The 13,718-nt window shown below is 64.3% G+C and carries 12 protein-coding genes; 3 read left to right on the top strand and 9 right to left on the bottom strand.

The window, feature by feature from the left end; translation table 11 throughout:
* Positions 1-295 precede the first annotated feature (295 nt).
* The 7 genes from LIG30_RS13040 to LIG30_RS13010 form a co-directional block, all read right to left on the bottom strand.
* A complete protein-coding gene (locus tag LIG30_RS13040; protein ID WP_235510301.1) occupies positions 296-988 on the bottom strand; it encodes a VC0807 family protein in 693 nt (230 codons plus the stop codon).
* A 214-nt stretch (positions 989-1,202) separates the two neighbouring features.
* Positions 1,203-1,820: a hypothetical protein gene (locus LIG30_RS13035; protein WP_235510300.1), complete on the bottom strand. Its 618-nt coding sequence runs from the start codon at positions 1,818-1,820 to the stop codon at positions 1,203-1,205.
* Positions 1,821-2,013: 193 nt separating this feature from the next.
* Positions 2,014-2,394: a hypothetical protein gene (locus LIG30_RS13030; RefSeq protein WP_051995013.1), complete on the bottom strand. Its 381-nt coding sequence runs from the start codon at positions 2,392-2,394 to the stop codon at positions 2,014-2,016.
* A gap of 565 nt (positions 2,395-2,959) precedes the next feature.
* Positions 2,960-3,469, bottom strand: a complete 510-nt coding sequence (locus tag LIG30_RS13025) for a hypothetical protein (protein WP_083494030.1) — start codon at positions 3,467-3,469, stop codon at positions 2,960-2,962.
* Between the two features lie 14 nt (positions 3,470-3,483).
* Positions 3,484-3,798, bottom strand: coding sequence for a hypothetical protein (locus LIG30_RS13020; RefSeq protein ID WP_038712785.1), 315 nt, complete (start codon positions 3,796-3,798; stop codon positions 3,484-3,486).
* A 230-nt stretch (positions 3,799-4,028) separates the two neighbouring features.
* The gene (locus LIG30_RS13015) at positions 4,029-5,462 is read right to left on the bottom strand and encodes an MFS transporter (protein ID WP_038712782.1); all 1,434 of its coding nucleotides are present in this window, start codon (positions 5,460-5,462) and stop codon (positions 4,029-4,031) included.
* Between the two features lie 82 nt (positions 5,463-5,544).
* Complete coding sequence (locus LIG30_RS13010; RefSeq protein ID WP_038712781.1) at positions 5,545-6,978, bottom strand: carbohydrate porin; 1,434 nt, start codon at positions 6,976-6,978, stop codon at positions 5,545-5,547.
* A 1,171-nt stretch (positions 6,979-8,149) separates the two neighbouring features.
* On the opposite strand from LIG30_RS13010, the gene LIG30_RS27005 reads away from it, so the two are divergent.
* On the top strand, positions 8,150-8,287 hold the full coding sequence (locus LIG30_RS27005) for a hypothetical protein (protein ID WP_200929680.1): 138 nt from the start codon (positions 8,150-8,152) through the stop codon (positions 8,285-8,287).
* Between the two features lie 115 nt (positions 8,288-8,402).
* The gene (locus LIG30_RS13000) at positions 8,403-10,049 is read left to right on the top strand and encodes an Nramp family divalent metal transporter (protein ID WP_038712776.1); all 1,647 of its coding nucleotides are present in this window, start codon (positions 8,403-8,405) and stop codon (positions 10,047-10,049) included.
* Positions 10,050-10,239: 190 nt separating this feature from the next.
* Here the strand turns inward: LIG30_RS13000 and LIG30_RS12995 are convergent, their stop codons facing one another.
* Complete coding sequence (locus LIG30_RS12995) at positions 10,240-10,638, bottom strand: winged helix-turn-helix domain-containing protein (protein ID WP_038712772.1); 399 nt, start codon at positions 10,636-10,638, stop codon at positions 10,240-10,242.
* Between the two features lie 367 nt (positions 10,639-11,005).
* Here LIG30_RS12995 and LIG30_RS12990 point away from each other — a divergent pair, with 367 nt between their 5' ends.
* The gene (locus tag LIG30_RS12990) at positions 11,006-11,722 is read left to right on the top strand and encodes a hypothetical protein (RefSeq protein WP_038712771.1); all 717 of its coding nucleotides are present in this window, start codon (positions 11,006-11,008) and stop codon (positions 11,720-11,722) included.
* 127 nt (positions 11,723-11,849) lie between these two features.
* Here the strand turns inward: LIG30_RS12990 and LIG30_RS12985 are convergent, their stop codons facing one another.
* Positions 11,850-13,394 (bottom strand): phospholipase C, encoded by a 1,545-nt coding sequence (locus LIG30_RS12985; RefSeq protein WP_038712770.1) that lies wholly within the window; start codon positions 13,392-13,394, stop codon positions 11,850-11,852.
* Between the last annotated feature and the right edge of the window lie 324 nt (positions 13,395-13,718).

Here is a 13,718-nt window from a genome sequence, read left to right as displayed (position 1 = left end):
TCTCCGATTCCCCGGAGAAGCAATGCCGGGATTTGACAGGTGAATTGCCGTGCTGACAATTGATGAATGATCAACGGACAGGTGATCTGAATTCAGCTGTGTGCCGTGTGGGCGAGGAGGCAGGGCGTCATGGCGCTCACGGACGGGCAGGAAGCATCTTGCGATTCGTGTCGTTCGGACGATCGCTATCAGGCTGCAGGAGCCATTTGAATGTTTTGTCCTTGCAACACGCAGCGGTACCCGCTGCGCACCGGCGTCGCACGACGATCACGCCATTCAGGCGACTGAGCGGCTGCTATATCCGCCGCTTGATGTATATACGCCGGTAAACGATCGTCCATACCGTCAGTCCAGCGTAGGTTCCGTATCTGACGAAGGCAGAGAGCAGATGACCGTGTTGACCGGCCATGCAGCAGGTCATCCAGAGCCGTACCGCGTTCTCGCCGACCAGACCTGCGCCCCAGACTGCCGTCATCAGGCGGATAGACTTCGCCAGTGCAGGGCGGGTCTGCCACATCATGTCGAATTCCCGTTCCCGCCCGGACCGCTCGCGGGCCACTGTCGACCTCGCAAGATAGAACACCAGTGGCCGATCCATCAGAAGCGACAGCAGAAAAAGCACGCCGATGATGCCGCTCACCAGCGGCTCACGCGCTTCGCGTACCCACCGCGAGGCGCCTGAAACGAGCACGAGCAGTGACATGGCGATACCCGCGAGAAACACCGCGCTCAGCGCATCGAAGTGTCGAAATCGCACGAGGTCGATGCATATCCATGCAAGCAAGGGGATGGCCGACGCAATCAGCCCGCCTGGCAGCCCATAGTGAACGTATCCGATCCGGTAGGCCAATACGGGCAACGCCACGTTGACGACAAATGCGAGTGCATAACGGGCAGAGGGAATCATCGGGGCGTCTCCCGCCTGGACATGGCCGCGCAGCGATCCGATGTTCATCTCTGCCCGGCAAGCGATGCTTTCAATGGTCAACGATCTGCACCGCGCTGCCGATCGACTCAAAGCGGCCGCCTGTTTCCCGGCGAGGCCAAGCCATGGCGGACCCGAATGGGGCACTGAAACAGACGTCGGGGCCGTCAGCATTCGCACGAACGGCATGCGAATGCATTGTCGGCGATATGAGGTGGATTGTCGAACGGCGGCTCTTGGCCGCTCTGACCGTTTGCCGGCCGTCGCAGGTATTGGGCTACCACTGCGCTCCCCGGTGATCCTCCGCTTCGTCGTATTGCCGGAGCGCGAGGTCGAGCGCCGCGACCGCACGCTGATAGCCGACGATGCTGTCCACGTGTTCCGGGTGTCTTTCGCGGTGGGACGACAATGCGGCGACAGCGACGGCATGACGCGTGATCAACTGCCCGCGCGTGACCCACTCGCGACACTCGCCGGTGTGCGAGGTCTTGATCAGTTTCAGGGGGCCGTTTCCCAGCGCCTCGGCGGGCGCGTGCCCGTTGATGAACTCGGCATAATGCCCGGAAAAGATCCGGTCCCACTCATCCGTGCGGGATTCGAGCTGATACGCGAACAGATGTCCATTGACGTCGATCGCGTAGCGATAGGACAGATCCTTGTGCCCCTCGGGTGAAGCCAGCTCCGCATCCTTGTTCACGCGATGGAACCTGTCGGCAAGCGATGCGGGAGCGTCCGACAGGTGCGCGGCAAGCAGGTAGAGGGCAGCGCCAGTCGGATAGCCGTCGTGTCGCATGTAGAACGTCGCAACGCCGCCGTACCGCAATGCGAACATGTAAGTCGCGCGCATACTCATTTCGATTTTCCCGGGGCGCTCACGAAGGTGGCTGCCACCCACACAAATGCACATCCTGCCGAGGGGCCGTCAGGCGCCTCGACTGGTTTGGTTGGCCGCACACGCGCACGCCGCGTATATCACTCCCGACGATAACTCGCGTGGCTGAACCCGTAGACGGACTCCTGCTTTTCAGCCGGCGGAAGTTAGCCTGACAGTGGCGACTTTGAGCCAGCACAAAGCAGGCGCGGTGCCGTCAATGGGCCGGTGTCCAGACGACAGCGTGTCCTGCCCCGCCCGCGGTGTATGCCACGCCGGACACATGCCAATCGTTGTCAATGCTCGTCGCATAGCTGTTGCTGCCACCGGGCAGGGCGCCGAGATCCGTCATCACGCCGTCTCGATACAAAAAGGCGTGATATTGCTGGCTCGAGGTGAGCGCGTAGCCGACTACCTCATCGCGTCTGGTGATGCCGGTGCCAACGCTGAAGGTTCCACCGGGAAGCGTGCCAAGATCGGAGATCGTCAAAACCTGGTCGGCTGCTGCCCTGTCTGCGCCAAGCGCCAACAGGGCAGTAATGCCCATGACAAGGCTCACACCGTAAATCTTTCTCAAGAGCGCGTACCTGTCATTCATTACGAACTCCTATCAAATGTAGTGGCCGCCATGTCAACCAGCGGCACACGGAACAAGCGGGCCCGATATCCCGGCGCTGCCGAGGCCCGTGGTCCGTTACTTGCACATGTTTCATCCCTTTGAACAGAGAAACGGCCCTGGCGTCGTAGCCTGGGGAGCCGAATCGGGGTGGCACGGGCGGCGGCAATGGTCAACGTATTGGCGTCAATCCCGGTTGGGTCACTGGCTCACAAGTCGGGCAGTTTCGGGCATGCATGAATCGCACCATGGCCGTCCGGTCACGGATTCCGAAATCCCGCCCCCGGGCGCGTGCGAAAAGCGTTTCAGCGGCGAAACGTGTCGGCTCGGGAGCAAATGTTCGGTGCGTGATGCGTGGACGCCGATTGGAGCCGAGGCGGGAAGTTCGAATGATCGGGATCGACCGACTCTGTTCGCAAGGACTTCCCGCAGGGGCCAAGATCGCGCTCGTTGCGCAAGAACTCGACTGAAGTACGGTACACGCTGGAATCCAGACAGGGGGCAGGACGGGAAAGTACCTGTTGGCGCCAATGCCTCAGAGCCGCCGTCATTCACGGACGGAAGACAGATGAAACTTTTCTGGCACGTCCAGTCCCAATTTATCCAGGCAGGGCTTGGTCGAGCCCCCGATGTTACGGCCTTGGCCCTGGCCAATGGCCGCGCCGGAGTACTGATAGCAGCTCATCGATTCGAGGATGATTTCAGTCGTGACACCCTGACGATCAAATTCAATGATCATTCGGCGGAATCGCATGTCCACGGCACCTACGGCAGCGCCTCCTGAACCCGCGAACACGACCAGTATCAGCCCGCCCAAGGTGTAGCTGCTGCCATACTCCACCCATGATTCGTCGACCGCCACAGTATCGGGCTCGCCGAACTGCATCAGGACGTCTTCGCGGGTGGATTCGCCTTTCTTGATCGAATCCGGAACGGTCGCGGGTACGTTGGCGCGGGAATCGTAGTCATAGCCCCGCCAAATGGGCACGGGGCAAGCGGCCAGCAGCAGCGTGGCACTGGCCGCGGCGCAGAGGGTCCTGAGCAGGTTCGCGCGCATCCCCGGCATCTCGATCAAGGCGAGTTTGGAAGATCCCGGACTCTGACCAACGCGTGGCGCCGCAGCACGCCGTGCTCGTCAAAGGCCAGTACCAGACTGAACTTGCCGTTCCATGCTTTCTCCCGTCGTCGCATCAGAATGTAGCCACCCTTATCCTCATCCAGCAGGTAGCTCAGGATGCGCCCTCCCTCAAACGTGGCGCTGGGCTCTGCCAGGTGCAGGTAGACATCTTCACGTGTCGTCGCGCCGTCCTTCAGGAACGCCAGCAGTTGCGGGTCGCCCACCGGAGTGACACCGCATCCTGCGAGGATGGTCGTCAGTGCGACCATGACGTTCAAGCATGTTTTCGATCGCATCCATTGCCCTCCGCACGCATGGGCAATGGGCGGTACATCACCTCTGTTCTTAACGGGATCGTCACCGCCTGGAGGCCCGCGCATCGCGCCTGGCTTTTAGCATAGGCGATTGGGGGCAGCACGCAACATACTCCGCCGTACTCGTCTTCGTCGAACCTTTCAACTCGCTGCGAGCGGGCGGTTGCCGGAAGTCATATTCCCGCTTACTCGTCCTTGCCCCGCGTCCCCCGCGCGACTTCGTCGCCGGCATCCGGCGCGAGCCGCCGCGTGATCGGAATCGATGCGAACGAGCACAGCCCGACGACGACGAACGCCGGCCAGAAATCCGACCAGACGATCGCCTGGTGCCCCTGAATCCAGTGCGACACATGCAGCACGAGCCCGGCGACGGTGACGCCGAGCCCGAGCGACATCTGCTGCACGACACTGCCGAGGCTCGTCGCGCGTCCCGCGTCGCGCGGCGAGATGTCCGCATAGATCATTGAATTGAGGCTCGTGAACTGCAGTGCCGGGAACACGCCGCCGACGAGCACGATCAGCCAGATCGCCCACACCGGCATGCCCGGATGAAAGACGCCGTACGCGGCGATCGCGAGCCCGGCGAACGCGGCGTTGTACATCAGCACGGTGCGGAACCCGAAGCGGCGCAGCGTGCGGGTGGCGGTGGAGCGGCTGACCGCGCCGCCGAGCGCCGACGCGCAGGTGATGAGGCCCGAATGGAACGCGCTCATGCCGAGCCCTTCCTGCAGCGCGAGCGGCAGCAGGAACGGCACCGCGCCGAGGCCGATGCGGAACAGCGAGCCACCGACGACGCTTGCGTGATACGTCGGGATGCGCAGGAACGCGAGATCCAGCACCGGCCGCTCCTTGCGGCGCGCATACGGCACGTACAGCGCGAGCAATGCCACGCCGCCCGCGCACATCGCCGCGGCGTTCCCGCGCGAAGTCAGCGCGCCGTCGAGCAGCGTGAGCCCCATCAGCAGCAGCGCCGCGCCGCTCGCCGACAGCAGGAAGCCGAACCAGTCGAGCGGCCCCGGGTCCGGCTCGTGCGTGTTCGCGATGTGCTTGTTCGCGAGATAGATGCCGTACAGGCCGATCGGCACGTTGATGAAGAAGATCATCCGCCAGTGCAGATAGGTCGTGATGAAGCCGCCGAGCAGCGGCCCGACCGTGGGGCCGAACAGCGCGGGAATCGCGAGGTAGTTCATCGCGCGCACGAGATCCGAGCGCGGCACCGCGCGGAAGATGATGATGCGGCCGACGGGAACCATCATCGCGCCGCCGATGCCCTGCACGAAGCGCGCGAACGTCAGCAGGCCGAGCGAGCGGGACGCCGCGCACAGCAGCGAGCCGGCGACGAAGATGCCGATCGCGGTGCGGAACACGGTGCGCGCACCGAAGCGGTCGGCGAGCCAGCCGCAGATCGGGATGAACACGCCGAGGCCGACGACATAGGCCGTGATCGCGATGTTCAGCGTGACGGGGCTATGACCGAAATCGCGCGCCATCGCCGGCAGCGCCGTGACGATGATGTTCGCATCCACGCTTTCCATGAACAGCGCACAGGCAACGATCAGCGGCGCAATGAAGGCGTGGAGGGCGAACGGCATGGGAAGGACGCGCGGTAAAGGCGCCATTATGCATCGCCTGCTGTCGGCGCGTCATCGCCGGCAACAGTTGTTTCCTGCGCGCCGCGCAGCAGGCACCGCCTCTCTTTCGTCAGAACGTGATCGTCGTGCGTACACCGACGATCGTTTCGTCGCCGACGCGCGCGCCCGGCGCGTTCGGGTTCGGGATGCCGCCCGACGGATGGAACACGTGCTGCAGGTCGGCCTGCAGTTGCCACCATGGCGTGACCTGGAATTGATAGGTTGCTTCGATCAGCGTTTCGGCGCTGCGCACCGGGTAGCCCGGCGTCGTGCGCCCGACGTTTGCATCGAACGCACTCGCATGCGAGCCGATCCTCGCGTAACCGACCGCGATGCCGGCGACGTCGTTGTCGCGGCCCGCGAACGGCGCCTTGAGCGTGACGCCTGCGTTGAAGCCGAAATCGACGACATTGCGATCGCCCGGCGCGCCCATCAGGCGCGCGAACACGCCGAGCGAGCGCGGGCTGTCGGCGGCGGGACGCCAGACCATCTGGTCGGCCACCGCATAGAACCCGTAGTTGCCGCGATGGCTCGCCGCGATGCCGTTGGCGTCGGTGTTCTGGTCGGCGAAGTGCAGCGTGTTGTACCAGACGCCGAGCTTGTAGGTGCCGGGCAGGCCGCCGGGTTGGGGGTCTTTCGGATCGGCGCTCGGCGCGTTGATCGCATACTGCACTTCGCCGATCAGCAGCGCGCCGCTGCCCAGGTTGAAGTTCGTGCCGTGCGCGTTCAGCACTTGCGGGTCGCCATTGATGCTGCCCGCCGGATTGCCGTCGTAGACGCCCGCGAGGATGGTCCACGAGTCGGACGGCTTCAGGCGCAGCCGCACGCCGAGCGACGACAGCGGGTATGCCGGGCCGCCCGCGGGCATGTCGGTCGACGGCAGCACCGGCCAGCCGAACGTCGCGTTCATGAATGGCGTCGCGTACTGGCTCATCATGAATTCCTGGTCGAGGCTCTGCTGGCCGATCCTGACGTCGGCCTTGCCGCCCGCGAACGCCTGCTGATACCAGAGTTCCCAGAGACGTGTCGTCGAATTCGCCTCGATGCCGGTCGCGAATTGCAGCGCCTGCAGGTTGCGCTGCGTGAGATTGGTGCCGTGGATCTGCAGCCCGGACGCGAAGAATGTGCCGCCCGGCAGGCCGACCGCCCGGTCGGTGTCGACGGTCACGCCGAGCTGCGTGATGCCGTCGTATGCGCCGCCGCGGTTGGTGCCGCCGGATACGTTGTTCAGGTACTCGCTGATTTCCTGCAGGCTCAGCGTGACGCCCGCGTCGCCGAGCTTGTCGCGCAGGCCGCCCATGTTGCCGAACAGGTTCGGGCGCTCCCAGAAGCCGGTCGGCGCGGGCGCGGCGGTGTCGCTCGCGCCGGCAGCGGCAGCTGCGGGCGCAGCAGCGGGCGCGTCCGATTGCGCGAACGACGGCGCGACGACGCCGAGCGACAGCAGCAGCGTCACACAGGTGCAAAGGCCGTTCCTGCGAAGCGTGGAATCGAATTTCTTATTCATGTAACTTCCGCGATTTGTTTAGTCTGGCTAATGAAATATATGGGGGCGGAGCGGCGACGGGGCGGACACTCACGAGCGGTCGCATGCGTGATGCGCATGGCGCTTGAGTTTGACCACGAACGATTGAATGAACATGACGAAGCTCCCGCCCGGTCCGGCGATGCCGGACGACGTGAAGAATCCCGGGCGCGCGGCGCGGCCTGCGATCGACGATTGAAACGTGACGGAGTGTGCGACGGACGAACCGGCCAAGGCCGATCCGGAGTGAAGCGCGCTAACCCGACTGGTGCGAGTCAGCGGCGAAGGGCATACCCTGGCGGCTATCTCGCGAATGCGTGGCCGGCCAGTGCCGGCATCGAACTGCCACTACCAGGGGATGTGTCCATGGACGGACTCCTTCTTTGAATTGCGGCGGATTGTATTCGCGGGCCGCGCGGTAGTGCAAGTAAAAAACGCGTAAAGGCGCGGCACGTTGCATCGATGCGATCGGCCTGCGCGATTTCCCGCACCGGCCCGTCCCGCGGGCGCTTCCGGCCGCGCGCGGATCGTCGCCGAAGCGCTGCTGAAAGGTTCGGGTACGTATTGGCGGCGTCAAAACTTTCAGTCGTCGAACCCCGAAAAATAATTTTGAGAAAGAGCGGGCAAAGGGGTTGACTTCCATTTCGGCCGATCCCTAGAATCCGCCATCTTCACAAATGGGGCAGATGCCTTGGACGCTTGCAGTAGTCGATCTTCGACTCGAATTTCCGCCTGAGCGACAGACGTCCGCGCCTCTTCAGAAGCCGCCGTTTGTCGTCAAGGCAAACGGTGCGCGCAGCAGTTTTCCGCAGTAACACTCCTCGTGCACCCTTTTCGCGCCAGATAGCGCCGTGCCGTCGCGCATGCGCAATCCGGCTTTGCCGCCGCTCGTTCGCGGCCGCGTTCGCGCACGCCTGTTCGCAGGCCGGCGCGCACCCGGCTGCGTCCGTCGTGGCGGCTCAACCGTTCTCCGGAACACGAACAGGAGCTGACATGAACGACAGTGACAGTTGCCCCTTATGCCGCTTGACCCTTTCAACCATGGGTCGCAGGGGCAATCCGGCCGAGTAGCCTGACCACGAACGGCACTCCGGATTGGCTCGCGCCCAGCCATGCGGCGAGCATGTCTCGTGCCGCCGCCCGGAGCCAGATCATGAATTTCGGCCTTTTGCTGCCGCAACTCCCGCAAGTCCCGGAATCGCGTCCGCACTACGAAGCGATGCTGTCGCTCGATTCCCGGAAGCCGGCGCTCGTGCGCCTGATCCGCCAGCTGAAATCACTCGTTTCCTGAACCGTCGAGCGTTCCTCGGCATAGGCACGCCTGGCCGCCGCGACGCGGCCGGCACGCGTGCATATGCCGAGGGCGAGCGCTTGCCTGACAACCTTTAGCCCGTACGGAACACATCATGTCCACGCCATCCAACGTTTCTCCACCCATCGCCGCGCAGCGCAGCGCCGTCCTCGACGACGCGCACCTCGGCGACATCCACGGCGCGCTCGGCTCGATCGCGCACCATGACACCGCGCCGCGCAACACGTGGTGGGCGCGCTTTCGCACGCTGCTCGCGATTCTCGGGCCGGGACTCATCGTGATGGTGGGGGACAACGACGCCGGCGCGTTCGGCACCTATACGCAGGCGGGCCAGAACTACGGGACCACGCTGCTGTGGACGCTGCTGCTGCTCGTGCCGGTGCTGTTCGTCAACCAGGAAATGGTGCTGCGCCTCGGCGCCGTTACCGGCGTCGGTCACGCACGGCTGATCTTCGAGCGCTTCGGCAAGTTCTGGGGCGCGTTCAGCGTGATCGACCTGTTCATCCTCAACGCGCTCACCATCGTCACCGAATTCATCGGCATCACGTTCGTGCTCGATTTCTTCGGCATGCCGAAGGTCGCGGGCGTGTGTGTCGCCGCGGCGCTGACGATGGCCGCGGTCAGTACCGGCGACTTCAAGCGCTTCGAGCGCTTCGCGGTGCTGCTCTGCGTGCTGAGCCTGCTGCTCGTGCCGGTGCTGGTGGCGATCCATCCGCCCGTGTCGCAGATGACGCGCGACTTCCTCGTGCCGAACTGGCCCGCGCACGCGAAGCTTTCCGACGTGATGCTGCTCGTGATCGGCATCGTCGGCACGACGGTCGCGCCGTGGCAGCTGTTCTTCCAGCAGAGCTACGTGATCGACAAGCGCATCACGCCGCGCTTCATGAAGTATGAGAAGGCCGACCTGTGGATCGGCATCGTGCTCGTGCTGATCGGCTCGGTTGCGATGATCTCGTTCTGCGCGGCGCTGTTCGCCGGCCACCCGGAATCCGGCAACTTCACCGACGCGGGTGGCGTGATCGCCGGCCTCGAGAAGTATGCGGGCCGCACGAGCGCGACGCTGTTCGCGATCGCGCTGCTCGACGCGTGCATCATCGGCGCGGCGTCGGTATCGCTCGCGACGGCCTACGCGATCGGCGACGTGTTCAAGATCCGTCACTCGCTGCATCGCGGCGTGTCGGACGCGAAGGGCTTCTACCTCGTGTATTTCGGGATCGTCGCGGCGGCGGCGGCCATCGTGCTGATCCCTGGCAGCCCGCTCGGCTTGCTGACCGAAGCGGTGCAGACGCTCGCCGGCGTGCTGCTGCCGAGCGCGACCGTGTTCCTGCTGCTGCTCTGCAACGACAAGCAGGTGCTCGGCCCGTGGGTCAATTCGAAGACGCTCAACGTGTTTACCGGGGCGGTGATCTGGGTGCTGGTGATGCTGTCGATCATCCTCACCGCTTCGGTGATGTACCCGGACATCAGCGGCGAAACTATCATCGAAGTGCTGGTGGGCGGCACCGCGTTCGCCATCGCCGGTTACGCCGCGATGCTGCTGCTGCGCCGGGGCAAGGCGAGCGCCGAGCCGGTGGTCGACCGTTCGCTGCGCGACACCTGGCGCATGCCGCCGCTCGACACGCTGCAGCCGCAGAACATGACGCTCGCGACGCGAATCTGGATGGGCGTGCTGCGCGGCTACCTGGTGATCGCGGTCGGTCTCGTGATCGTCAAGGTCGTGCAGATGATGTTGCTGAAGTAAGCGGAAGCAAGCGGCGGAGTGCGCGAGTCAGCGTGCTTCGCCGAGCCGAACGCACATGCCGGCCTTCGAGGCCGGCATGTGCGTTTACAGCGGTGTGGTTCGTGACGGGGTGCCGTCAGATCAGCTGGAGCCTGAAACGAACGGCCGCCCACCCCGGGGCGAGGCGCCACGTCGTCCCGACGGCCGGCGATCAGGCGTAGTCCGCGACCATCGTGTGCTGCGGCACCGCGCGCGCGATCGGAGCCGGCTCGTGACGCTCGGCATGCGTCGTCGCCGCGCCGAACAGCACCAGCCGGTAGCCGACCGCATAGATCGGGATGATGCGCATGTTCTTGTCTTCGTCGAGACGCAGCTTCGAGCGGATGCGCGAGATGTGCGTGTCGAGCGTGCGCGACGAGACGCCCAGCTCGCGGCCCCAGACCGCTTCCTGGATCGCCTGTCGCGGCACGATCTGGTTCATGTTGTCGAGCAGGAATTCGACGACGTCGAATTCGCGCGGCGTGACGTCGATCTCCTTGCCGTCGATCTCGATCGTGCGGCGCAGGAAGTTGATCTTGATGTTGTCGATGTACAGGTATTTGCAGTCCATGGCAGCCCTCGCATGTCCGGTTGAAGTCGGTGACGAGGGGATTACTGCAATTGTCAGGCCAGGCGCATCGGAAGTCGCTTCGAACCATGGCTCAGCATTGAATTCAAACGAATTTTCGATATGGGGACGTGACGTTCCCGGTCGGGGGCAGAACGATTATGAAGGATTGTTACGTAGCATTGCCCGGTGACGTTACGTGACGTGACGGCTGGTGTTACGGCTGGTTCGGTCCCGCCCGCCGCCATCCGCACCGGGCCGCTACCGCGTGAGCGAGCGGTTTCGGGGAATGGGACCTAGAATTGAACCTGACGCCGGGTCATCGGCGTGGAACCCGTCGCGTTTTCTCCTTCCATCGACAGCAGCGGCCATGAACATTCGCGATACGCGTTTCGTTCGCCCGGCGCTCGGTGCGCTTTGCGTGGTGGCGCTTGCAGCGCTTCATGCGTGTGGCGGCGAAGCGTGTTTCGGCTTCGACAACTGCGTCGGCGGCACCACCATGCCGACCATCGCCATCTCGGGCACTGCCGCCACCGGCCGTGCGCTGGCGAGCGCGACGGTCATCGTCAGCTGCGTGCAGGGCTCCGGTTCCACCCTGTCGGACGGCGGCGGACATTACAGCGTCACGGTCAATGCGACGCTTCCCTGTGTCCTGACGGTGACCTCGGGCGGCACGACCTTGCATTCGCTGGCGTTTTCCGGCGGCACTTTCAATACCACGCCTGAAACCGAGTTGATGCTCGTCTATCTCGCGTCGCAACTGGGCACCGACACGGCCCACCTGATCGGCGATTTCCCGGGCAATTCCCGCTTCCAGCAAGTGCTGGCGAGCCAGGTCGACGTGCAGGCGGCGCAAGCGGCGGTCGTCAAGAATCTGCAGCAGCACTATTCGGTCACGCTGACGGTGTCGGCGTTTCTGACGACACCGTTCTTTGTCGGGCAAGCGGGCGTGGATAGCGATCTCGGCGCGCTGGCGGCAGCCGGCGCCATCGACGCGAACGGCATGCCCGATCCGGCCGCCGTGACGCTGTTGTCGCAGGCGGGCGCCGCTCGTCCACTGGCGGCAGCGCCCGCGCCGGGGATGTGAAGTCAGGTTCCGACGGCACGCGCCACCGGCGACCATGGGCGCGGGCCTCGCGAGCATGGCGCTCGCGGGCCCGATCGGAGCGGGCGGGGTGCCCGTGCCGCCGCGTGACCGGTGGAACGTCCAGCGATCAGCGATAGAAGGCGGCGACGACGCCCGTGCGCTCGTCGAGAATCCATCGGCCTGCGCGCGGGCCGCCATCGAAATCGAAGAGTCCGTTCAGCGACCCGGCGACCGCGTCGGCGGAACCATTGCCGATGCGTGACAGGCGCCAGTTGTCTTCGATAAAGCGCGTGATGGAAGACTGATCGGTCACCCGATGGTCGATGAAGTTGGTCTTCGCCCAGGGCGATATCACCAGCAGCGGCAACCGCGGGCCATAGCCGCAGCGCCCGTTTTGCGTGCCGCCTGCCGGGTCGGTCGGGCGCGGTTGGCCGCAGCTCCCCGGCGCCAGCAGTTGATCGTCGCTCGTGCTGGACTGGTAGACGACCGGTCCCATCACATGGTCGTACCATCCGTCGGAATCGTCGTAGGCAATCACGATCGCGGTCTCGCGCCACTCCGGTGAACGCATGAGGTCGTTGACCACGCCGACGATGAACGTCTGCTCGTCCAGCGGATCGGAGTATCCGGCGTGTCCGTCCTGGAACGCGCGCGCCTTCAGGAAGCTCACCGCCGGCAGGTTGTGATTCGCGAGCGCGGTGTGGAAGCGGCTCAGGTCGTATTGATGGTTTGCCTGGTCGGTCTTGCCGATCGCCGCATCCGAGCCCGGCGGCAAATGCTGCGCGTTCTGCGTGCTCTTCCAGTACTGGAAGAAGGCGTGGTGCGGAATGTAGTCCGCGCCCGCGCTGGCGCCCGACACATTGTTGTGCGCCAGCGTGCAGTTGTCGAAGCCGCCCATGAATGCGCCCCAGCTGATGCCCGACGCGTTCAGCAGGTCGCCGATGTTCGTGCCGGACATGGTGATCTGGGTGCGCTTGGGATTGGAGCAGACGTCGCCGGCCGGGTCCGGATCGCCGATCACCGCGCCGGTGGTAGCGCCGTTGGCGATATTGCCCGCTGCCGACAGGCCGTTGGTGATCGTTCCGCTGTAGGTCGTGCCGGCGACGAGGTTCAGAAGACCGGGGGTGGACGGGCCGAAGCTCGTTCCGAACGAGTTGTCGCTCATCGCATAGTGCTGCGCGTAATTCCACAGCGCAGTCACGGTGTTGCCGTCGTAGTAGCCGAGCGTGCTGTTCGGCCCGAGGTTCGCGTCCTTGCAGCTGTGCGTGAGGAAGCGGTCCATGAGACCGCCGTGAAACGCGAACTGTTCGTCCCCGTAACCGTGATCCTGATCGCACGTCACGGGCACGCTGCGGTCAATGCGAAACGGATTCGCCCCGTTGGGGTTATGGGTCAGCAAGCCGGCGCTCAGCAGGGTGTTGGCCGTGGGGGTGTCGTCCCTCGGTTTCTCGAAGAGGCGCGATCCGTCCTTGTTGGGCTGCGCATGCGGATAGGTGCCGAAGTAATGATCGAAAGAAACGTTTTCCTGAAAGATCACGACCATGTGCTTGATCGGGGTCCTGGTGGGAAATTCGCCGGCCGATCGGGCCGGCGTCGATATCAACAGTCCCGCACACATCATCGCCGCTGCCGTACCGGCCAGCGTCAACCCATCAGGCATCAACGTCTTCATGATCGGACTCCTGTCTATCAGTCATCGAAAGGGGATGCTCCCGGAAAACGCTTTGTCGAGGCTATCTGGGTGAGGCGATTGGATCGGGGGCTGGACTCAGCGTAGGCGGCGGGCATGGCACTTCGGTGACATCCGGCATGGCGGCGATGGAATTTTTTCGCCGTGCGTGGGGTCGCGTGCCGGTGTGACGGCGCGATGACGCGATCGTGTCGACAGGCTTCCTGTTGTGATTGCGCTCGATCGAGCACCAACAAAAAGCCCGCATGGCTTGTCATGCCTGCGGGCTGGTGTGCATCTCGTTTTTCGGGGCGAAACCGCCCCACC

This window comes from Burkholderia sp. lig30 (genome assembly GCF_000687455.2).
GTDB lineage: Bacteria > Pseudomonadota > Gammaproteobacteria > Burkholderiales > Burkholderiaceae > Burkholderia.
The sequence above is the reverse complement of the archived record's forward strand: the minus strand, read 5'-3'. Positions and strand labels throughout refer to the sequence as shown.